Genomic DNA, 19,059 nt, shown 5'->3' on the forward strand with positions numbered 1-19,059 from the left:
ACGGTAGGCAGCGCCCCTGGACGTTTCCCCAGCGCTTCCTGAACGTCGACACAGGGCGCCCACCCCAATTTGTGGTGAATGTGAGGTGAATCACGTCAGAACTCGATATGTTGCCGTTCGCAACATATTGAGTGCGGCTTGCTCCAGGGCCGCCCGGGAAAGGTGGGACCATGCGCAAAGGTGCGCTTCTGACGGCATGTGGCACGGCAGGCATCATCGCCCTCGCGGGCTGCGGCAGCAGCAGTAGCGGAGGTGGCGGCAACGGCTCGACCGCACCGGCCGGGGGCGGCGCGGCAACCGGCGGCAACTCGGCCTCCGCGACCGACGGCGGCACCGGTGGCGGCACCAGCGGCGGCTCGATCGACGGCAAGAACGCCAAGGTCGGCATCATCCTGCCGGACCGGCAGTCCTCGAACCGGTGGATCTCCTCCGACCCCGACGCGCTCAAGCAGCGGTGCGCGGCCGACAAGCTGCAGTGCGACATCCAGAACGCCAACGGTTCGGCCCAGCAGATGACCACCATCGCCACCACGATGATGAACAACGGCGTCAAGGTGCTCGCGCTGGTCAATCTCGACTCGGCCTCTGCTGCGCAGATCGAGAAGACCGCCAAGAGCAAGGGCATCTACACGATCGACTACGACCGGCTGACGCTCGGTGGTTCGGCCAGCCTCTACGTCTCCTACGACAACGTGAAGGTCGGCGAGCTGCAGGGCAAGACCCTGACCGGCTGCGACCAGGTCAAGGGCAAGTCCGCGGTGAAGTACGTCGACCTCAACGGCGCGCCGACCGACAACAACGCGACGCTGTTCAAGCAGGGCTACGACGGTGTGCTGTCCAAGCAGAAGGGCTGGCAACGAGTCGGCGACCAGTCGGTGCCCGACTGGGACAACCAGCAGGCCGGCGTGATCTTCACCTCGATGCTGCAGAAGAACAGCGACATGAACGCAGTGATGGTCGCCAACGACGGTATGGCGGGCTCGGTCGTCACCGCGCTGAAGAAGCAGAACCTGGCCGGCAAGGTCGCGGTCGCCGGACAGGATGCGACCGTCGAGGGTCTGCAGCGGATCATGGACGGCACCCAGTGCTTCACCATCTACAAGCCGTCCAAGGACGAGGCGTTCGCAGTGGTCGACGCGGCCGCGCAGTTGGCCAACGGGCAGGCACCCAAGACCCCGACCACGATCAAGGACACCCAGTCCGGGCGCGCGGTGCCGGCGATCCTCGCCACCCCGATCGCGATCACCAAGGCCAACGTCGCCCAGCCGATCAACGATGGCTACACGCCGAAGTCGACCACCTGCGCCGGTGCCTACGCCGACAAGTGCAAGACCGCCGGGGTGAAGTGACCGGATGACTGATCAGCCGATCCTGCGGCTGCGCGGGGTCAACAAGAGCTTCGGCGCGGTGCACGTGCTGGACGACGTCGACTTCGAGGCGTATGCCGGGAAGGTCACCGCCCTCGTCGGCGACAACGGCGCAGGCAAGTCCACGCTCGTGAAGTGCATCGGTGGCACCTACCCGATCGACTCGGGCAGTTACGAGTTCGACGGCTCGCCGGTGCACGTGTCGGGCCCGCGCGACGCGGCGGCGCTCGGGGTCGAGATCGTCTACCAGGATCTTGCCCTCTGCGAGAACCTCGACGTGGTGCAGAACATGTTCCTCGGCCGGGAACGCATGCGCGGTGTCGTCCTCGACGAGGAGTCGATGGAGATCGCCGCCTCGCAGACGCTGACTTCCTTGTCGGTGCGCACCCTGAAGTCGGTGCGGCAGCGGGTGTCCAGCCTCTCCGGTGGTCAGCGGCAGACCGTCGCGATCGCCAAGGCCGCGTTGTGGAAGTCGCGGGTCGTCATACTCGACGAGCCGACGGCTGCCCTCGGCGTCGCGCAGACGGCCCAGGTGCTCGACCTGGTCCGACGTCTCGCCGACCAGGGCGTTGCGGTCATTCTCATCTCGCACAACATGCTCGACGTGCTGCAGGTGGCCGACCGGATCGCGGTGCTCTACCTCGGCCGGATGGCCGCGACCGTCGACCGCGCCGACGTCAACCAGACTCAGGTGGTCGAGCTGATCACCACCGGCCGGAGCGGCGACCTCGGCATCCAACCCGCAACCGCGAGCGCCGGAGTGTCCATATGAGCACCAACCTCGAAAAGCCTTCGGGCAGCACGAAACCCGACGCCGCAGCCGCTCACACCACGACCGCCGACGAGCTGTCGTCGGCGGCGGTCACCGTGCCCACCGGCGCCGACGTCGGCAGCTACCTGCGGCAGTACTGGCAGCGCATCCGTGGTGGCGACATGGGCTCGCTGCCCGCCGTCGCCGCGCTGGTCGTGCTCTTCCTGGTCTTCTCCGTGGTCGAGAACGGCTTTTTGTCCAAGGCCAACTTCGCCAGTCTGATCACCCAGGCGGCGCCGGGCATCCTGCTCGCGATGGGCCTGGTGTTCGTGTTGTTGCTCGGCGAGATCGACCTGTCGGCCGGCACCGCGTCCGGGGTCGGCGGCGCGATCGTCGCCGTGCTGCTGACCAAGGACTGGCCGTGGCCGCTCGCGGTGCTCGCCGCGCTCGTCGTGGGCGCCGTGATCGGCCTCGGCATCGGGTGGATGCGGACCTTCCTGCGAGTGCCGTCATTCGTCTCCACCCTGGCGCTCTTCCTCGGTCTGCAGGGCGTGGTGCAGATCGTGGTCAACAGCGCCAACACCCAGGGCAACCTGTCGCTGCAGAGTGACACCCTGGTGGCGCTGGAGAACAGCAACATGCCGGTATGGCTCGGCTGGGTGATGGCTGCGGTGCTGGTGATCGGGTATGCCGCGCAGAAGCTCCTGGCCGTCGCGGGCCGGCACAAGCGGGGGCTGCCGACCGAGCCGTCGTCGATCACTGCGGCGAAGGTGCTCGGGATTGCCGTGCTGTCCTTCGGCTTCACCTTCGTGTTGAACCTCAACCGCTCTCCCAACGCCGGGGGCGGCACCCGGATCGTCGAGCGCAACGGTCAGCTGGTCACCGAGAAGACCGGCGGCGAGTTCCTCGGCGGAGTGCCGTGGGTGGTGCCGGTGATCCTGGTGCTCGTCGTCGTCCTGGGGTTCGTGCTCAGCCGCACTCGCTACGGGCGACACGTCTACGCGGTCGGCGGCAGCGACGAGGCGGCGCGACGGGCCGGCATTCGGGTCAATGCGGTGCGCATCTCGGTGTTCGTGATCTGCTCCACGCTCGCGGTCGTCTCCGGTGTGGTGCTCGCGTCACAGACCGCGGTCAACGCTGCCCAAGGCGGCGGCAACACGCTGCTGCTCGCGGTCGGTGCGGCGGTCGTCGGTGGCACCAGTCTGTTCGGCGGCAAGGGCAAGATCACCGATGCGGTCGTCGGTGGCGCGGTCGTCGCGGTGATCCTCAACGGCATGGCTGACCTGCTGCACGGCAAGAACAACTCCGCCTGGCAGTGGATCGTCACCGGCCTGGTGCTGTTGCTGGCCGCGACCGTCGACGCGATGTCGCGCCGACGGGCCGGCTCCACCGGATTGGGCTGATCAGGTGCGCACGGTCGGACCGTCCGCGGCCCGCCCCGAGCAGATCCGCCGACACAACCTCAGCACGCTGCTGCGACACCTGCACCTGCACGGGCAGGTGTCGCGCAGCGAGCTGGCCAGCCTGACCGGGCTCAACCGCAGCACCATCGGTGGGCTGGTCGGCGACCTGGTCGACCTCGGCGTGGTCAGCCAGCGCTCCCCCACGCGCAACAGCAAGGGGGCCGGGCGCCCGGCATACGTGGTGGTGGCGCGACCCCGGTCGGTGCACGTGGTGGCCGTCGACGTCGACGTCGACTCGGTCCAGGTCGCTGCCGTCGGCCTGGGCGGCGATGTGCTCGGCCGGGTGCGGTGGCAGCTGCACGACGGCAACCGCTCCGCCACCGCCGTGGTCGACGACGTCGTGCCGGCGATCCGGCAACTGACCGCCTCGCTGCCGCACAGTCACCGGGTCGGCATCGGTGCGAGCGTGCCGGCGATGGTTGCCGATCCGTCCGGCCTGGCGGTGTATGCACCAAACCTGGACTGGTCCGACGAACCCTTCGGCGAGCTACTCGGTGACCGGCTGAACGAGCCAGTGCTGATCGGCAACGACGCAGACCTGGCCACGCTGGCCGAGCAACGACGCGGCGTCGCGGCCGGTCTGCGGCATGTCGTGTGCGTGCTCGGGCGGGTCGGCGTCGGTGGCGGGGTCATCGTCGACGGGCACCTGCTCAGGGGCGCGCGCGGGTATGCCGGCGAACTCGGCCACATGTCGCTGCAAGCCGACGGACCGCTGTGTCACTGCGGCAATCACGGTTGCGTCGAGGAGTATGTCGGGGAGGCCGCGATCCTGCGGTCCGCGCGGGAAGCCGGCCTCGAAATCAGTGCACTGGCAACGCTTTTCGAGCAGGCCGAGCGGGGTGACGCGGTAGCCGGTGAAGTCGTCGCCACCGCCGCGCGATGGTTCGGACGGGGCCTGGCCAATCTGGCCAACGTGCTCAACCCGGAGGCGTTCGTCGCGAGCGGGCACCTGGCCGAGGTCCTACGGGTTGCCGAGCCATCGGTGCGCGAGGGCCTCGAGCGCGGGATGGTGACCATCGGGCGGGCGCCGATAACCCTGCTACAAGGCGGGATTCGGGACGCCTCCCTCGTCGGGGCCGCGGAGCTCGCCTTCGAGGAGCTACTGGCGGCACCCGACCTGTTGGGCACTCCGAGGCCCGCGAGTTAGTCTGAGTGCACCGCTTCACGACGGGGGTCGATGACATGCACTCTCTGCACGCGCTGAGCCCGCTGCTGCAGTTCCTCGCGGTGTTCGCGATGTTCGCGCTCACCCGCTACGCGTTCAGCACCCGGGCGCAGGCGACCCGCGCAACCCTGACCTGGGCGGCCGTCATGGTCGCGCTGTCCTTCACTCCTGCCGGGTGGGTGGTGCACGTCGGCATGGTGATCGGCCTGTTCGCGGTCGTGGAGTTCCTCTTCCGGCCGTTGTACAAGGTGCGCACCCAGCTGGCCCGTTCGGTCGGGTTCCTCGCCGCGCTATGCGTCGCCGCCTCGCTGAACGGTCAGCCCCCGTGGGTGATCTTCCCGCTGGCCTGCGCGGTCGCGCTGTGGTTCCTCACCGGCGGCCCGGCGCGCAACCAGCGCAAGCGGCTGCAGGCACTGCAACAGCAGGCGATCTTCCAGACGCCGACGTTCCAACCGGCCGCAGCCGGGCAGTTCCCGCAGCCCCAGGCCCCGGCCCACCCGCCGGTCGGCGGTGCGCAGCTCCCGTCATACGTGGCAGATCCGCGACTGCCGAGCGCGGCCCGCGAGCTGCTGCTCACGCTCGACCGCGAGTCCCGCGACGCGCTGACCTACCTGCACGCGCACAGCGACAACGCCCTGCTCATCTTCGAGGTCGAGCAGATCACCGGCGACTTCGCCCCGTCGGCCGTGCAGGGCTACCTCGCGCTGCCGCCCGGGCTGGCCGACACCGAGCCGCTGCACGACGGCGAGACCGGAGCGCAGCTGCTCTGCGACCAGCTGCAACTGCTGATCGACGGGGTGCGCGCCGCGGTCGCTGAGGCACACGGCACCAACGCCGGCGCACTGCTGGCCAGCCATCGTTTCCTCAAGGAGCGGTTCGGCACCCGCCGCGACGACCTGCGGCTGTGACGCTGCCGATCAGGTGAGCGTCGGCCCGCCGCCGGGCATCTTGGCGAGCATCTCGCGTGCCTGCTCGGCGAACTTGTGCTCGACCAGGACCTCGTACTTGGTGGCCACGGTCTGGGTCACCGACTGGAAGTCGCGCTGACCGCCGGTAAGGCTGTAGCCGATCGCCGCCCAGATGGCACCGAAGATCGCACCGAAGATGATCGTCGAAATGACGACCGCGAAGACGTTCACGCCGTTGTCGAACAACGACAGGATCAGGCCGATGAAGGCACCGAACCAGGCGCCGGAGAGCGCGCCACCGGCGATCACCCGCCCCCAGGTGAGCCGGCCGACGACCCGCTCGATCTGCTTCAGGTCGGTGCCGACGATCATCACGTTCTGCACCGGGAACTGGTTGTCCGACAGGTAGTCGACCGCCTTCTGCGCCTCGAGGTAGTCGGTGTAGACACCCAGCGACATCGGGTATTCGAGGGAAAGGCCGCCGCGCAGCGCGGCGCCGGGGCGGTTGAAACCGCCGGACATGGAAGATGACATACGACCACACTAGCTAGCCTGCGGTGTCATGCGAGGCGTATGTGTCTTCGGAGCCGGAAGTGTCGGCTGCTATGTCGGGGGCCGGTTGGCCGCCGCCGATGTCCCGGTGACGCTCATCGGACGCGAGAGCATGCGGGAGGCGACAGCCGGCGGCATACGGCTGCAGGCATTGGACGGCTCACAGGCACAGGCGAATCCGCGGTTCGAGACCGACCCTTCGGCGGCCGCCGAGGCTGATCTGGTGCTGGTGACGGTGAAGTCCGCAGCCAACCCGGATGCGGCCACCGCGCTGCGTGCGGTGCTGGCGCCGGACGCCGTGGTGGTGAGCCTGCAGAACGGGCTGCACGGCGGCGCTGACCTGCGTGCCGGGCTCGACCAGCGGGTCCTGGCCGGCACGGTCGGCTTCAACGTGGTGCGGGACGGCGCGACCTTCCGGCAGGCCACCGCCGGCGACGTCCTGGTGCAGAGCGACCCCGTCTGGACCGGGTATGACGCAGCCTTCGCACGAGCCGGTCTGCCGATCGAGCAACGCGGCGACATGCCCGCGGTGCAACGCGCCAAACTCCTGCTCAACCTCAACAACGCAATCAACGCACTGTCCGGGCTGCCGCTGCGAGAAGAGTTGGCACAGAGGGCTTTTCGCCGTTGCCTGTCCCTGGCACAACGCGAGGCACTCTCGGTGATGGCGGCTGCCGGTCCGGCACCGGCGAAGCTCACCGCGCTCTCCCCCGCGCTGATGGCGCGCACCCTGTCGGTGCCGGACGCGCTCTTCCGGGCCGTCGCCGGGCAGGTGCTGGCCATCGATCCCGCGGCGGGGTCATCGATGGCCGACGACCTGGTCGCCGGCCGCCCGACGGAGGTCGACTGGATCAATGGCGCGGTGGTGCAGCTGGCCGCGGACGCCGGAATGACGGCACCGGTGAACGCCCGCCTGGTCGCGCTGGTGCACGATGCCGAGCACGGCACCCGACGGCGCTGGACCGGCGATGAGCTGTTGACACAGCTGCGGTCGGCCGGTCGCTGACCGGTCGTCGCTCGCTGTTCACGAGAGATTTGCTCGTCATGCGGCCACGGCTCGGGAGCGTGGAGGCATGACTTCCACCTTCACCCGCAGGACCCTGATCGGCGCCGGCGCGGCAACCGTGCCGCTCGCCCTCGCCGGCAACGCCTATGCCGCGCCGCACGCAGCACGGCCATCCAGCCCGCTGGAGGGCGTGACGCCGACCCCGCGCACCCATGCCCACAACGACTACGAGCACGTGCGCCCGTTGTTCGACGCACTCGGGCAGGGCTTCGTCAGTGTCGAGGCCGACATCTGGCTGGTCGGCGGCGAGCTCTACATCGGCCACGACGGCCCCGACCTGACCCGGACCCTGCGCGGCCTCTACCTGGACCCGCTCGCCCGTCTGGCCAAGGCCGGCCGCGGCTGGATCTACCCCGGCCACCGGGTCGGCCTGCAGCTGCTGATCGACGTCAAGAGTCCCGGCGACCCGGTGTGGCCGGTGCTGCAGCGCCAATTGGCTTCGTATCGCGGGCTTTTCACCTACTGGCGCAACGGCCGTCGCCACCCTGGCCCGGTCACCGCCGTGCTCAGCGGCGAGCTCGCGCAGCGCACGTCGACCGAGCGGCTGCGCTGGGCCGGCTTCGACGGCCGGCTCCGGACCCCGCTGCCTGCCGGCGCCACGCCCGAGCAGCTGCCGCTGCTGTCGGACAACTGGGCGCTGATGTTCACCTGGCAGGGCGTCGGCCCGATGCCGGCCGCCGAGCGCGCCAGGCTGCGCGACCTGGTCGCGAGCAAGCACCGGGCCGGGTACCAAGTGCGCTTCTGGAACACTCCCGACCTGCCCGGCCCGGCCCGCACCGCGGTGTGGACGCAGCTGTGGGCGGCCGGTGTCGACTACCTCAACACCGACGACCTGGTCGGCCTGCGCGAATTCGTCCGCGCACAGGGCTGAGTCGCACCTACCGGGTCGGCACCACGCCGACCCGGTAGGGCGGCCGCTGCAGGTCGGAGTTGAGCTGGCTGCCCACCCACAGGTAGCGGGCACGATCCCGAGCAACCGTCGTCGGGCTGACGTCGAAGCCGACCCTGGCACTGTCCGAGACCACGGTCGCGGTCAGATAGTCGCCGCTGAACCGTGCCGTGCGCAGGAAGGTCTGCTCGGTGCTCCAGTCCGTCTGCACCGTGCGCAGCATCCGGCCCTGCAACAGCGCACCGTCGCCGCCGAGCTCCTGCCCGCCGGCGACGGTGACCTGCCGCACCTCCCGTGTCCGGACGTCCACCCGGTAGGTGATGTTGGTCAGCCAGTCGACGACCAGCAGGTAACGCCCGCCCGCGGTCGACACGATCCCGTTCAGGAAGCTCGGCGCCGGTGTGAAGTCGGCGGCCTCGACGAATGGCTCCAATCTGCCGATTCCGCTGCGGGACAACGATGCTCGGTAGACGGCGCCCTTCGCCGAGTCCGTCACGTACACGGCGTCCTTGGTGAACGCGAAGTCGTTCAGGAACGACTCCCCCGGCACCGATCGATCCGCCAGCAGCTCGCCGTCCGGCGAGTAAACATAGAAGTGCCCGGTGGCCGCACCCGCGACGAGCACCCGGCCCCAGCGATCGACGTGGATGCCGGTCGCAGCGGTCCGGCCATCCGAGCCGGCCGGCAGCCAACTGCGAAGCTGGCTGTCACGCGTGCTGCCGCGGAATACCTCACCGGTCGCCACACTCGTGACGTACATCGTGCCGGTGCGCGTCACCTCGATCCCCTCGGGGTTGCTCCCGGCCACCTCCGTGATGACGTATGACGCAGGCCGCGGCACGGCCGCCTCCCGCGCGACACCACCCGCGGCCGCCGCGGCCGGCACGCCCGTGGCCGCGGTCACCCCACCGGCCGCGAGTGCCACTGCGACCGCCGCCCCCACAATTCGCCTGCGATGCAACGCTATTCGATGATTCATGTCGTGCCCTCTCCCTCAGACGGTGAGCCATCATGCTCAACGCGCCGGACTTCACCGACAACGATTCGGGCCAGCCCGAACGGTGCGACAGTGAGTGCATGTTGCGGATCGAGGTGAGTGTCGACGGTCTGGCCGGCGTGCGCTTCACGGTCGATCCGCTCGCTGAGGCGGTCTCCTCGCTGGCCGCGGTGCTGTCCGGTGATCCGCGGCCCGTGCACGGACGACTCGTCGGCCTCCTCCAGGGCGTCGAACTACGCGAGCGGGCGCTGCTGCAGGAGGTCTTCCAGGACCCGGCCTGGGTCCCCGACTTCGTGACGTCGGAGCCGTTGCCCACCGAGGACACCGAGGAGCAGTTGGCGAGGGTGGGTCGGGCCGATCTCGCCGAGGTCGCCGCCGACTTGGCGCGGATGCGGGCGGCGAGTCCGGATCTCGACGCGTGCCGGCTGACGCCCCGCGAACTGCGCAACCGGACCGCGGACGCGCTGCTCGACTACTGGGGTCTGGTGCTGCGTCCGTTCGCCGACCGCCTGCAGACGATCGGAACGGCCGACATCGCGCACCGAGCCGCCCTCGGCGCCACCGAGGGACTCGCTGCCGCATTGGGTGCCCTGCACGGCTGCATCGAGTTCGCGGACGGGGCGCTGCTCTTCCCCAAGCTCGGCGTCACCGCGACCGTGCGAGCCACCGACGGCGTCTGGTTGGTGCCATCGGTCTTCCGCTGGCCGGGTATCAACGTGCGGTTCGACGGCAACCGTCCGGTCGTCCACTACCCGGCACGAGGCGCCGGTCGGGTGTGGGAAGCACCACGCGAGGCCGACCCAGCGCTGGCCAGACTCATCGGACGCAACCGCGCCCGCGTGCTGATGCACCTGCAATTGCCTTGCACCACAACGCAACTCGCGGTGGATCTCGGACTTGCGAAGGCGACCGTCAGCGAGCACCTGGGCGCGCTGGCCGACGCCAGGATGGTGACACCTCGCCGCGTCGGACGCGAGGTGCTCTACGACCGCACCGAGCTCGGCGATCAACTGACCGCCGCCGGTTGAGGTCAGTCGTCAGCGGGTCAGCCAGCGGTGCAGCAACCGACTCATCGCCGGCAGCACGAAGTAGGTCATCAGCGGGGTCATGAACACCGTCGTGGCCAGCACTCGGACCGGCAGCGACCATCCGCTGAGCACCGGTGCGAAGACGACGTTGACGACGAGCGACAGCGGGAAGAACGCCAGCCAGATCATCGTGGCCTGCTTCCACCGCGGCGGCACCTTGGGCGCGGCAACGGTGGTGGTCTCGCTGCTCGGCGGGTCGAACCAGCCCTCGATCCCCACCCGACGGTGAGTGACTCGGTCCTCGACCATGCCGACGCCGCTGCGCAGCCACCACTTGCGCTGCTCGGAGTCTTCCCACGCACGCAGTGCGTCGGCGTCGTCGAAGCGGTAGAGCATGTGCCACTCGTCCGAATCACCGCGCGGGCGCACCCACCCGGTGCCGAGGAAACCCGGAAAGCGTTCGGCCAGAGCGGTGCCGGCGTTGATCCAGGCGAGCATCTGCTCGTCGTTGCCCGGCTGCACCCGGCGGGTGATCGCCACGGTCACCGCGCTCGTGCGGCTCTCGGCAAGTTGCGTCATACGTCAATGGTGCGGGAGCGCCGGGCGTGCTCCGCACCGCTCTAAGCCACCCCGATGGTGAGACTCACCACATTCGTGGCGCTCGTATGACGCACCGGGCCATCGTCCCGGCGAGGACGAGCATGACTGCCCACACCGCCATGCAATAGGGACAGAGCGCCTCGATGACGAAGATGCTCTGGAACGCCAGCCACCCGACGAAGACCAGGCCTGCTGCCACCCCGGCCGTCAGACCCCACCAGAACCAACGGCTGAACCGTGCACCGGCGAGCACGGCGACGCCGATCGTCAGCACCACCGCGAAGCCGACCAGCCCGATGAACGGATTGGGGAAGCCGAAGGCGGCCGCCTGGTCGGACTGCATGACCGTGCCGCAGTTGATCGTCGCGCTGACGTTGCAGGACGGTGCGTAGAACGGGTTGGTCAGCAACTTGTACTTCTCGATGGAGAGCGTGCCTGCGGCGACCAACCCGATCGCACCGCAGATCGAGAGGATCCAGCCCAGCGCGCGGTAGGAGGCAGCGCTCACGCGACGGCGTCCCCGACGGTTTTCTGCAGGTCCTGCACACTCTTGGGCTCGAAGGGCTTGCCGTTGAAGAAGAAGCTCGGAGTTCCCTTGAGGTTCAACGCGGTTGCGTCCTTCAAGTCGGCTTCGACGCGCTGCTTGACCGAATCCGACGTGTAGTCCGCCTCCCACTTGGTCATGTCGAGCCCGAGCTGGCGGGCGTACCCACGGAAGGTGTCGTCGGTCGGCACCTGCTGCTCCGCCCAGTCCTTCTGATTGGTGTACATGAGGCGGTACATCGGCTCCAGCCGGCCCTGTCGGGCGGCTGCTTCCACGGCATACGCGGCGCGTTTGGAGTTGAAGTGCCCGTCGAGCGGGAAGTAGCGGATCGCGTAGGTCAGCTTGCCCTTGTACTGCTCGCGCAACTGCTCCATCACCGGGAAGACCGCGCCACATGCCTCGCACTCGAAGTCGAGGAACTCCACCAGCACCGCCTTGGACGAGCCCGCGTCGAGAAAGTGCGAGGTCGGCCGCAACCACGGCCCGTAACTGATCCCGGCCGGTGGCGCGACGCTGCGCGAGGGTGCGGGCGAGGCCGCTCCACCGGAGGAGCCGTCGGTGCCGGCCGTGCCGCCCGCACCGCCACCGGAGCCGCTGCCGCAGGCCGCGAGGAGTGGCACGAGGCCGACCGCCAGCGCGGCCCGACGCGACCAGAAACGGGGACGACGATCTGATGAGGGCACGGGTCTGCTTCCGGTTGGCGAAGTGGGTGCCTCAGCCAAGAAATATCGGTTATGCGTCTGCTGAGAACACTCCTAGTGCCGGCTGAGAGCCGGGTGACCGCATCGTGCTCGTCTCGCTATTTGGACGGCCACCGGGCGCTCCCTCACCGCCCGAGGGTGACCGTCCAACCCCGTGTGGACCCCTCGACCCGCGGCCGGCGGCGGAGGTCCCGGGGCGGCCCGATCCGTTGCCTTGGCCGTGGCCGATACGAATGAGTTAGCTCACAGTTCGCTCCCGATCCGCCGCAGGCCACCGGCCAGGCGTCCAATTATCGACGGCATCGAATCCTGTTGCAGCAGAGTCCTTTTCACGAATACCTGAACGATCTGAAGTAGTGCAACATTCAACTAGCCGTCATCCGGGCTCACCCGAGTGGGTTAGGACAGCTAGTTACGCATGGGTAAGGTCGGCGACTGCCTGACCGCGGGTCACATCCCGAGATGCGCGGTTTGGCAGCTGACCGACGAGATCGAGTTGGGCAGGTGACAAGGACCACTCAGGCCTGGCATAGTCGCCGCCACCAGATCGTTTGTCTTCCTCTTTTCCCAAACCGTTACCCAGTTGCTGCATTCGGGAGGCGCACGCCCGCCGTCAGGGGGCCGTTGCGAGCAGCCGAAGAACCGGAAGGACCGTCATGTCCAGCGCAACGGTGCGCTACCCGTCCACCGACGCCCCTCGCGATGCACGCGACACCGCGTCGGCCTATGCCACCGCGGCCGAGAGCCTACGGGTCTCGGCGCTGGCACTCGCCGACGCCGCGGACGACGCCGACGACCAGTTGCTGCATCACCCGGCCGCGGTGGTCCGCTCCCGGGCGAGCGTGCTGAAGGACCTGCCCGCGCCGGCGACGGAGCGTTCCGCCGCCCGGCTCGACCTGGACGACCTGGTCACCTGCACGCAGCAGGCAGCACGGTTCGCCGGGATCCCGGCTCCGCTGGTGGGGGCAACCCGCATGCCGGTGAACGACGCACCGGCCGTCACCGAGGCGCTGGGGCTCCTGCTGGCCGAACTCGCCTCGTGGGGCGCGCCGGAGATCACCGTCTCCGCGTGCGACGGTGCCGACTCCGAGGCGCCCTCGGGCCGCGCGCCCGAAGCGTCGGTGCGCATCCGCGTGCCGCACGCCCGCCCCCGGTGGTCGGAGGTCACGCGCGCAATGTCCGCCTTCACCGAGCGTCTGCACGGCGCGGGCGCCGCCGGCGCCCACGTGAGCGTGCACGGGACCGCGCTGGTCGCGCGCTCCGCCGCGCTTGAGATCCGCACCGACGAGGCCGAGACGCTCGCCGTCGCCCATTGGCCGATCGATCACGGCTGATGGCCTCGATCCACACCGACCTGGTGCACGCCGCCATCGGAGGCGCCATCTTCATCGTCGGTTTCGGCATGGCGCGCTGGCGATTCCGAGGGGGACGACGACCGTGAGCAAACACCAGGCGACAGAACGAACGCTTCGTTCGGCGCTCCGCGAGCGCTGGACCCCCGCCCTCACCGACCTGTATGCCGTGAGCGTCGCCGGCGCCGCGGCCGGCCTCGTGGCCGGCGTGCAGACGACCTGGTCGGCCCGCCTCATGCTCGGCGGCGTTGCCGTCGCGGTGGCCCTGCTCGCTCTGTTCGGCGAATCCTTCACCGGGCTCGGCGTGGGCATCGCCGGCGCACTCATCGCCGCCATCGTGCTGCAGTCGGCAAACCTGTGGACCAGCGAACGATTCGGCTGGAGCCTCGCACTCTGTGCAGTCATGCCGTTGCTCGGCTGGCTGAGCGGTGTGGCGGCTGCTGCGGCACGGGCGTCGGCGCGACATGCGGCACGACCGCGAGCCGGGACGGTCGCCCCGGCATACGGCTCGCTCGGGCTGCTCACCTCCGACACGTTCGAGCAGCGGGTCACCGAGGAGGTGGCACGCGCGGAACGCTTCGGCCGTCCCCTGACGCTCGTGGTCATCGAGTCGCGCAGCGTCGTGGACGAGCCGGCGGCATACCAGCGCGCGCGGCGCAGCCTCGCCCGCATCATGGAGGCCACCACCCGCGACACCGATGTGCCGGCCGATCTCGGCGACGGCAGGTTCGGTCTGCTCCTGCCCGAGACCGGCGAGAGCGGTGCCTGGGACCAGCTCGCTCCGATCCTGCGGGTCACCGGCCAGCACACCGTGGAGTTGAGCAACGGCGGTCGCGCTCCCGTCACGTCGGTCCTCCAGGTCGGCATCGGCGTGGCCACGATCGGCGCCGACCGCGCTGCCGCGCCGGACACGCTGTCGCTGCGGGCCCGGCGCGAGGCGGCGGCCTCACTCGACGATCTTGCGAGCTGGGTCGCATGATCCGACAGCTCGCGGGTCTGGCGATCCTCGTGCTGGCGTGCACCGGCCTCTTCGGCTACTGGTGGCTCAGCCTGCGCGCGCACAATCGCCGGATCGACAATCTCTCAGTTCGCTTGCACGTCAACGGGATTCGAGGCAAGTCCACCGTCACCCGCCTGCTCGCCGGGGTCCTGCGCGAAGGCGGCTACGTGACCGTCGCCAAGACGACCGGCAGTGCCGCCCGGGTGATCGAGCCGTCCGGCGCCGAGACCCCGATCAAGCGGCGCGGTGCACCGACGATCAACGAGCAGGTCGACATCGTCGCCGAGCACGTGACGCCCGAGGTCGAGGCGCTCGTCATCGAATGTATGGCGGTGCGACCGCTCTACCAGGAGTACTCCCAGGAGCGCATGGTCCGCAGTCACATCACGGTGATCACCAACGTGCGTGAGGACCACCAGGAGGAGATGGGCGAAACCCTCGAGGAGATCGCCGACTCGATGTCGGCCACCATCCCTCGCGACGGCATCCTGGTGACCGCCGAGGACCGCCCGCACCTGCGGGCACGTCTGGAGCGCAACGCCGCCGAGCGCGGCAGCACCCTGATCTACGCCGATCCGCGCGGTGTCGCCGACGAGGACATGCGGGGCTTTGACTATCTGCAGTTCAAGGAGAACGTCGCGATTGGTCTGGTCATCGCCCGCCAGCTCGGCATCAGCCGCGAGGCCGCGCTGCAGGGGATGTGGCGTTCGGTGCCGGACGTCGGCGTGGTGCGGCTGCGCAGCTACCCGGTGCGCGGTGCGCAGGTGATGTGGGTGCCGATGTTCGCCGCGAACGACCGCGAGAGCGTGATCCTCACCTTCGACACGCTGCGTGCGCAGTTCCCGCCGGACGCACCGGTGATCGGGATTCTCAACAACCGCAGCGACCGTGGACGCCGGGCCGAGCTCTTCGCCGACATGGTGCCGCAGGATCTGGCCCACCACCTGGACCACGTGATCACTTTCGGCGCCTACGAGGAGACGGTGATCCCGCGGATCACCGAGCAGGGCTACCCCGCCGACCGGGTCCACGCGATGGGCGACAGCGTGCAGCCCTCGCTGGACCAGATCCTCGACCTGGTCGGGTCCCTCGCTGGCCCCGGAGGTGCGGTGCTCGTTGGCATGATCAACATCCACACCGCGCAGGCTGAGCTGCTGATCGAGCACTTCGCCGAACTCGCCGGCGACGAGCACGTCGACGAACTCGCCGAGTCGCGACTGGTCTCCCGCGCACCCGCGGGGGTGCGCCGGATGCACCGCGCGGCGGCGCGACGGGCGGTGCTCACCGATGGCTGAGTACGCCGTCTCCCCCGAGATCGCACGGGTCGTGCTGGTGGCGGGGGTCATCCTCAGCATGCTCTTCTACGAGCGTGCTCAGCTGACAACGGGCGGAGCGATCGTCCCGGCATACTTCGCGCTGTCCGCCAACCGGCCGGTCGCGATCGCCGTGACGATCGCCGTCGGATACCTGACCTACCTCATCGTCCATTACGTCGTGGGCCGGCGGAAGATCCTATACGGGAGAAAGAAATTCGAGGTCGAGGTGCTGGTCGGCCTCGGTCTGATCCTGGTGACCACAGCCCTCGCGCGCGCCTTCGGGCACCTCGACCCGTGGCTCGCCGGACTGGCCGGGATCGGCTTCCTGATCCCCGGCATCCTGGCGCACGACATGGGCCGGCAGAAGCCGGGCCGGACGATCTTCGCGGTGGCGGTGACCGCGGCCGCGCTCGTGGTCGTCACCCAGTTGCTGACCCGGTTGCTGGATGTCGTGCCCGGGCAGACCGAGCCGGAGCCGGTGCTCGCGTCGGTGCTCGGCTACCCGCGAGAGGTGCTCATCATCGCCGTCGGGCTGAGCGTGGTCATCGGCACGTTCGTCTTCTCCCGCCTCGGTGTCCGGTCCGGTGGTTTCATCAGCGGCGCCTACCTGGCGCTGGTCAGCCCCCGGTGGCCCGACCTGTTCTTCACCGCGACGGTCGCGATCGCCACCTGGTTCGTGGTGACCCGGGTGCTGATGCCCCGGCTGCTGCTCTTCGGCCGTCGCAAGCTGTCGACGATGATCCTCGTCGGGGCGCTCATCGGCTGGTCCCTGGAGATCGTGTTGTCGGTGCTCACCCACCAGCAATATCAACCGTGGCGCGGGCTGACCGTCGCCACGCTCATGGTGCCGGCGCTGATCGCCAACGACGCGCAGCGCCAGGGCTGGGAGCGCACTGTGTGGGGCACGGGCCTCACTGCGGTCGGTGTGCTGGCCGCCACCAACGCGGTCGCCGCGGCGGCCCTCGCCGGAGGTCTGCTGTGAGCCGAAAACTCATCGCCCGAGTCGTGCCCGCAGCCTTGGCGGTCGGCCTCGCCGGCACCGGCGCGGCCCTCGTGCAGTCCCGCCCGAGCGCCCGTCCGGTGCCCGATGGCGACCAGGTGCAGGGTGTCGTGCGTGACGAGACCGGTCGCCCCGTTGCCGGCGCCACGCTGCGGGTCGGCGACGACACGGCCCAGTCGGGCACCGACGGCCGCTTCACGATCCCCGCCGAACACCCGGCGCTTCTCAAAGCGGTTGCCCCGGGCCATCTCCCCCGCACCCAGGCCGTCCAGCCCGGAACCGCCGCAGACGTCCTGCTCACCACCGGATCGGACCGGACGGTGTCGGTGCGTTTCGGCGGCGACGTGATGTTCGGCCGGCGCTACTACGAGTCGAGGGACGGCCGGCCTCCGGCACTCACCGCCTCGTCCGGCGTCGCCGACCACGCGAGACTGCTGAGCGCCATACAGCCGTTGCTGGAGGACGGCGACCTCACGTCGGTGAACCTCGAGACGCCGCTTGGCCCCGACCCCTACTACGACCCGAAGAAGCCGCGTCCCGCGCGCTTCCACCAGAGCAAGGACCTGGCGTTCGCGAGCAGCCCGAAGGCGGCCGAGGCGCTGCGGCAGTCCGGGGTCGACGTGGTCGGGCTCGGCAACAACCACGTCATGGATCTGCTCGGTCCAGGTGTCGTCTCGACGCTCAAGGCGCTCGACGCGGCACGGCTGCCGCACTTCGGCGCCGGCATGAACGACGCGCAGGCGTGGGCCCCGGCATACGTCGAGCGCAAGGGACGCACGGTCGCCTTCATCGGCTGCACGACGATCACCGGCAACGACCAATCGCCGCCGTATGTCGCAGGCGCCGATCGGCCCGGCGCAGCCGCCTGCAGCGTGCCGAAACTACAGGCTGCGGTCCGCGCAGCTCGCACCCGCGCGCAGGAGGTCGTCGTCCAGGTGCACGGCGGCGTCGAATATCAGCGGGCCCAAACTGCAGACGTACGAGCGTTGTTCACGGCTGCGACGGATGCGGGCGCCTCGGCGGTCATCGGCAGCCACCCACGTGTGGTCGGAGGCGTCGGGCAGCGCGACACGTCCGTGGTCGCCGAGTCAATGGGCACCTTGCTCTACGACCAGGACCTGTGGAGCACCATCCCGTCGTACCTGCTGCGCACCGATCTGCGGGACGGCCGCGCCATGGCCAGCACGACGGATGCCATCACGAGCGAGGGTGGGCGACCGCGGCCGGCGGTCGGGGCGCCCGCCGACGCTGCCGACCGGATCGCCGCCGGCAGTGTGCCCGGCACGGCGCGCCTGGCCGGGCCCGGGACGACGATCGGGCAACCGGAGCAGTCGGTGGGCCGCGACGTCGTCCTGCCGCCGGGTCGGGTCCAGCGAGTGGCACCCGGGTGGTGGCTCACCAAGGGCGCCCGCGCCGGTCAGGACCTGCTCTACGGGGCCGGGGACTTCGAGCGCGCGACTGTCGGCGACGATGACGAAAACCTTTGGGAGCTCGGCAAATTCGCCAAGCTCCGCAGCGCCGCAGCGTGCAACTCCACCCGTGGCCTGATGCTCCTTCGTGGTCCGGCAAGCACCGAGGACGTCTATGCGGCACCGGCCCACCGGGTGCAAGTGACCGCGGGCCAGCCCCTCTCCCTGCTAGTCGACGTGCGTCAGGCGACCAAGGGTGCGACGGCCGAAATCGCTTGGTACACAGGCGCGCAGGGCGCCAGCAAGCAGACGCAGACGATCTCGCTGCCGACGGTCAACAACGGCTCGAACAGTTGCCGCCAGGTGCGGCTGGACGTCGTCGTGCCCCCGGGCATCACCTTCGCCCAGCCCTATCTGCGGCTCGCGCCGCCGACCGACAACGTCACCGCGCACCGGCTGGAAGCCGACAACGTGCGACTGGTCGCCTGGGCCGGATCCGGTGCCGCAGGCAGGCTCTACGACACCGTCGAGGCGACCGGGTCGGCACCCGCGCGGTTCACCCACGACGGCGCCGTCGGCGACGAGAGCCCGGTGGTGGAGTGAGGGGTAACTCGCCCGGGCCCACGTCGAGCACCACCACTGGTCCCGTAAGCAACCGTGCGTCTGACGTCACCGCCGCTTACGAGACGGGGCTGGGGAGCGGGTAGGGTCTACGCGGTCGATCCGTCTCCGCGCGGAGTCGGCGCCAGATAACAAACGCGTCGACGACAGCAGGGGCTCGCGAAGCGCAGCGAGCGAGGCCCTACGCGCGGAGTCGGCGCCAAATAACAAACGCGTCGACGACAGCAGGGGCTCGCGAAGCGCAGCGAGCGAGGCCCTACGCGCGGAGTCGGCGCCAAATAACATGGGGCGGTAGCTCAGCCGGTTAGAGCAGCGGACTCATAATCCACC

Annotated in this window: 18 protein-coding genes; 13 read left to right on the plus strand and 5 right to left on the minus strand. The window is 69.5% G+C overall.

Features of this window, described 5'->3' with window-relative positions:
* Positions 1-170 precede the first annotated feature (170 nt).
* From N2M23_RS17135 to N2M23_RS17155, 5 genes are read left to right on the plus strand one after another with little or no spacing between them, the layout of a single operon-like run.
* The gene (locus N2M23_RS17135) at positions 171-1,349 is read left to right on the plus strand and encodes a sugar ABC transporter substrate-binding protein (protein WP_265447160.1); all 1,179 of its coding nucleotides are present in this window, start codon (positions 171-173) and stop codon (positions 1,347-1,349) included.
* Between the two features lie 4 nt (positions 1,350-1,353).
* Positions 1,354-2,139: an ATP-binding cassette domain-containing protein gene (locus N2M23_RS17140; RefSeq protein WP_265447161.1), complete on the plus strand. Its 786-nt coding sequence runs from the start codon at positions 1,354-1,356 to the stop codon at positions 2,137-2,139.
* Complete coding sequence (locus N2M23_RS17145) at positions 2,136-3,521, plus strand: sugar ABC transporter permease (RefSeq protein WP_265447162.1); 1,386 nt, start codon at positions 2,136-2,138, stop codon at positions 3,519-3,521. Before N2M23_RS17140 ends, N2M23_RS17145 begins: the two co-directional genes overlap by 4 nt.
* Positions 3,522-3,525: 4 nt before the next feature.
* The gene (locus N2M23_RS17150; RefSeq protein WP_265447163.1) at positions 3,526-4,728 is read left to right on the plus strand and encodes an ROK family protein; all 1,203 of its coding nucleotides are present in this window, start codon (positions 3,526-3,528) and stop codon (positions 4,726-4,728) included.
* A 35-nt stretch (positions 4,729-4,763) separates the two neighbouring features.
* Positions 4,764-5,654, plus strand: coding sequence for a hypothetical protein (locus N2M23_RS17155; RefSeq protein WP_265447164.1), 891 nt, complete (start codon positions 4,764-4,766; stop codon positions 5,652-5,654).
* Positions 5,655-5,663: 9 nt separating this feature from the next.
* Here N2M23_RS17155 and N2M23_RS17160 read toward each other — a convergent pair whose 3' ends face one another.
* Complete coding sequence (locus tag N2M23_RS17160) at positions 5,664-6,188, minus strand: YflT domain-containing protein (RefSeq protein ID WP_265447165.1); 525 nt, start codon at positions 6,186-6,188, stop codon at positions 5,664-5,666.
* Positions 6,189-6,216: 28 nt separating this feature from the next.
* On the opposite strand from N2M23_RS17160, the gene N2M23_RS17165 reads away from it, so the two are divergent.
* Positions 6,217-7,212: a 2-dehydropantoate 2-reductase gene (locus N2M23_RS17165; RefSeq protein WP_265447166.1), complete on the plus strand. Its 996-nt coding sequence runs from the start codon at positions 6,217-6,219 to the stop codon at positions 7,210-7,212.
* A 67-nt stretch (positions 7,213-7,279) separates the two neighbouring features.
* Positions 7,280-8,143, plus strand: coding sequence for a phosphatidylinositol-specific phospholipase C/glycerophosphodiester phosphodiesterase family protein (locus N2M23_RS17170; protein ID WP_265447168.1), 864 nt, complete (start codon positions 7,280-7,282; stop codon positions 8,141-8,143).
* 7 nt (positions 8,144-8,150) lie between these two features.
* On the opposite strand, the gene N2M23_RS17175 is transcribed toward N2M23_RS17170, so the two are convergent.
* A complete protein-coding gene (locus N2M23_RS17175) occupies positions 8,151-9,140 on the minus strand; it encodes an SMP-30/gluconolactonase/LRE family protein (protein ID WP_265447170.1) in 990 nt (329 codons plus the stop codon).
* 32 nt (positions 9,141-9,172) lie between these two features.
* On the opposite strand from N2M23_RS17175, the gene N2M23_RS17180 reads away from it, so the two are divergent.
* A complete protein-coding gene (locus tag N2M23_RS17180; protein ID WP_265447171.1) occupies positions 9,173-10,186 on the plus strand; it encodes an ArsR/SmtB family transcription factor in 1,014 nt (337 codons plus the stop codon).
* A gap of 9 nt (positions 10,187-10,195) precedes the next feature.
* On the opposite strand, the gene N2M23_RS17185 is transcribed toward N2M23_RS17180, so the two are convergent.
* From N2M23_RS17185 to N2M23_RS17195, 3 genes are all read right to left on the minus strand, one after another.
* Positions 10,196-10,765, minus strand: a complete 570-nt coding sequence (locus N2M23_RS17185) for an antibiotic biosynthesis monooxygenase (protein ID WP_265447172.1) — start codon at positions 10,763-10,765, stop codon at positions 10,196-10,198.
* Between the two features lie 64 nt (positions 10,766-10,829).
* Positions 10,830-11,294, minus strand: a complete 465-nt coding sequence (locus tag N2M23_RS17190; protein ID WP_265447173.1) for a vitamin K epoxide reductase family protein — start codon at positions 11,292-11,294, stop codon at positions 10,830-10,832.
* Positions 11,291-12,013: a DsbA family protein gene (locus N2M23_RS17195; RefSeq protein WP_265447175.1), complete on the minus strand. Its 723-nt coding sequence runs from the start codon at positions 12,011-12,013 to the stop codon at positions 11,291-11,293. The genes N2M23_RS17190 and N2M23_RS17195 overlap by 4 nt, the downstream gene beginning before the upstream one ends.
* A gap of 674 nt (positions 12,014-12,687) precedes the next feature.
* On the opposite strand from N2M23_RS17195, the gene N2M23_RS17200 reads away from it, so the two are divergent.
* The 5 genes from N2M23_RS17200 to N2M23_RS17220 all read left to right on the plus strand — a co-directional run bounded on the left by N2M23_RS17200 (position 12,688) and on the right by N2M23_RS17220 (position 18,711).
* Positions 12,688-13,365, plus strand: coding sequence for a hypothetical protein (locus tag N2M23_RS17200; RefSeq protein ID WP_265447176.1), 678 nt, complete (start codon positions 12,688-12,690; stop codon positions 13,363-13,365).
* 103 nt (positions 13,366-13,468) lie between these two features.
* Positions 13,469-14,362, plus strand: a complete 894-nt coding sequence (locus tag N2M23_RS17205; RefSeq protein WP_265447178.1) for a GGDEF domain-containing protein — start codon at positions 13,469-13,471, stop codon at positions 14,360-14,362.
* Positions 14,359-15,678 carry a poly-gamma-glutamate synthase PgsB gene (gene pgsB, locus N2M23_RS17210; protein WP_265447180.1) on the plus strand — a complete coding sequence of 440 codons (1,320 nt, stop codon included), beginning with the start codon at positions 14,359-14,361 and terminating at the stop codon, positions 15,676-15,678. The genes N2M23_RS17205 and pgsB overlap by 4 nt, the downstream gene beginning before the upstream one ends.
* Positions 15,671-16,681, plus strand: coding sequence for a poly-gamma-glutamate biosynthesis protein PgsC/CapC (locus N2M23_RS17215; RefSeq protein ID WP_265447181.1), 1,011 nt, complete (start codon positions 15,671-15,673; stop codon positions 16,679-16,681). Before pgsB ends, N2M23_RS17215 begins: the two co-directional genes overlap by 8 nt.
* The gene (locus tag N2M23_RS17220; protein WP_265447182.1) at positions 16,678-18,711 is read left to right on the plus strand and encodes a CapA family protein; all 2,034 of its coding nucleotides are present in this window, start codon (positions 16,678-16,680) and stop codon (positions 18,709-18,711) included. Before N2M23_RS17215 ends, N2M23_RS17220 begins: the two co-directional genes overlap by 4 nt.
* Positions 18,712-19,059: the final 348 nt, after the last annotated feature.

The sequence above is a fragment of the Flexivirga meconopsidis genome, from assembly GCF_026162425.1.
In the GTDB taxonomy this organism is placed as follows: domain Bacteria; phylum Actinomycetota; class Actinomycetes; order Actinomycetales; family Dermatophilaceae; genus Flexivirga; species Flexivirga meconopsidis.

Excerpts from the sequence above, each read along its gene's own strand:
- N2M23_RS17215 (WP_265447181.1), top strand. The coding sequence starts at position 15,671 with ATGGCTGAGTACGCCGTCTCCCCCGAGATCGCACGGGTCGTGCTGGTG.
- N2M23_RS17135 (WP_265447160.1), top strand. The coding sequence starts at position 171 with ATGCGCAAAGGTGCGCTTCTGACGGCATGTGGCACGGCAGGCATCATC.
- N2M23_RS17145 (WP_265447162.1), top strand. The coding sequence starts at position 2,136 with ATGAGCACCAACCTCGAAAAGCCTTCGGGCAGCACGAAACCCGACGCC.
- N2M23_RS17155 (WP_265447164.1), top strand. The coding sequence starts at position 4,764 with ATGCACTCTCTGCACGCGCTGAGCCCGCTGCTGCAGTTCCTCGCGGTG.
- N2M23_RS17140 (WP_265447161.1), top strand. The coding sequence starts at position 1,354 with ATGACTGATCAGCCGATCCTGCGGCTGCGCGGGGTCAACAAGAGCTTC.
- N2M23_RS17165 (WP_265447166.1), top strand. The coding sequence starts at position 6,217 with ATGCGAGGCGTATGTGTCTTCGGAGCCGGAAGTGTCGGCTGCTATGTC.
- N2M23_RS17175 (WP_265447170.1), bottom strand. The coding sequence starts at position 9,140 with ATGAATCATCGAATAGCGTTGCATCGCAGGCGAATTGTGGGGGCGGCG.
- N2M23_RS17185 (WP_265447172.1), bottom strand. The coding sequence starts at position 10,765 with ATGACGCAACTTGCCGAGAGCCGCACGAGCGCGGTGACCGTGGCGATC.
- N2M23_RS17160 (WP_265447165.1), bottom strand. The coding sequence starts at position 6,188 with ATGTCATCTTCCATGTCCGGCGGTTTCAACCGCCCCGGCGCCGCGCTG.
- N2M23_RS17200 (WP_265447176.1), top strand. The coding sequence starts at position 12,688 with ATGTCCAGCGCAACGGTGCGCTACCCGTCCACCGACGCCCCTCGCGAT.
- N2M23_RS17180 (WP_265447171.1), top strand. The coding sequence starts at position 9,173 with ATGCTCAACGCGCCGGACTTCACCGACAACGATTCGGGCCAGCCCGAA.
- pgsB (WP_265447180.1), top strand. The coding sequence starts at position 14,359 with ATGATCCGACAGCTCGCGGGTCTGGCGATCCTCGTGCTGGCGTGCACC.
- N2M23_RS17170 (WP_265447168.1), top strand. The coding sequence starts at position 7,280 with ATGACTTCCACCTTCACCCGCAGGACCCTGATCGGCGCCGGCGCGGCA.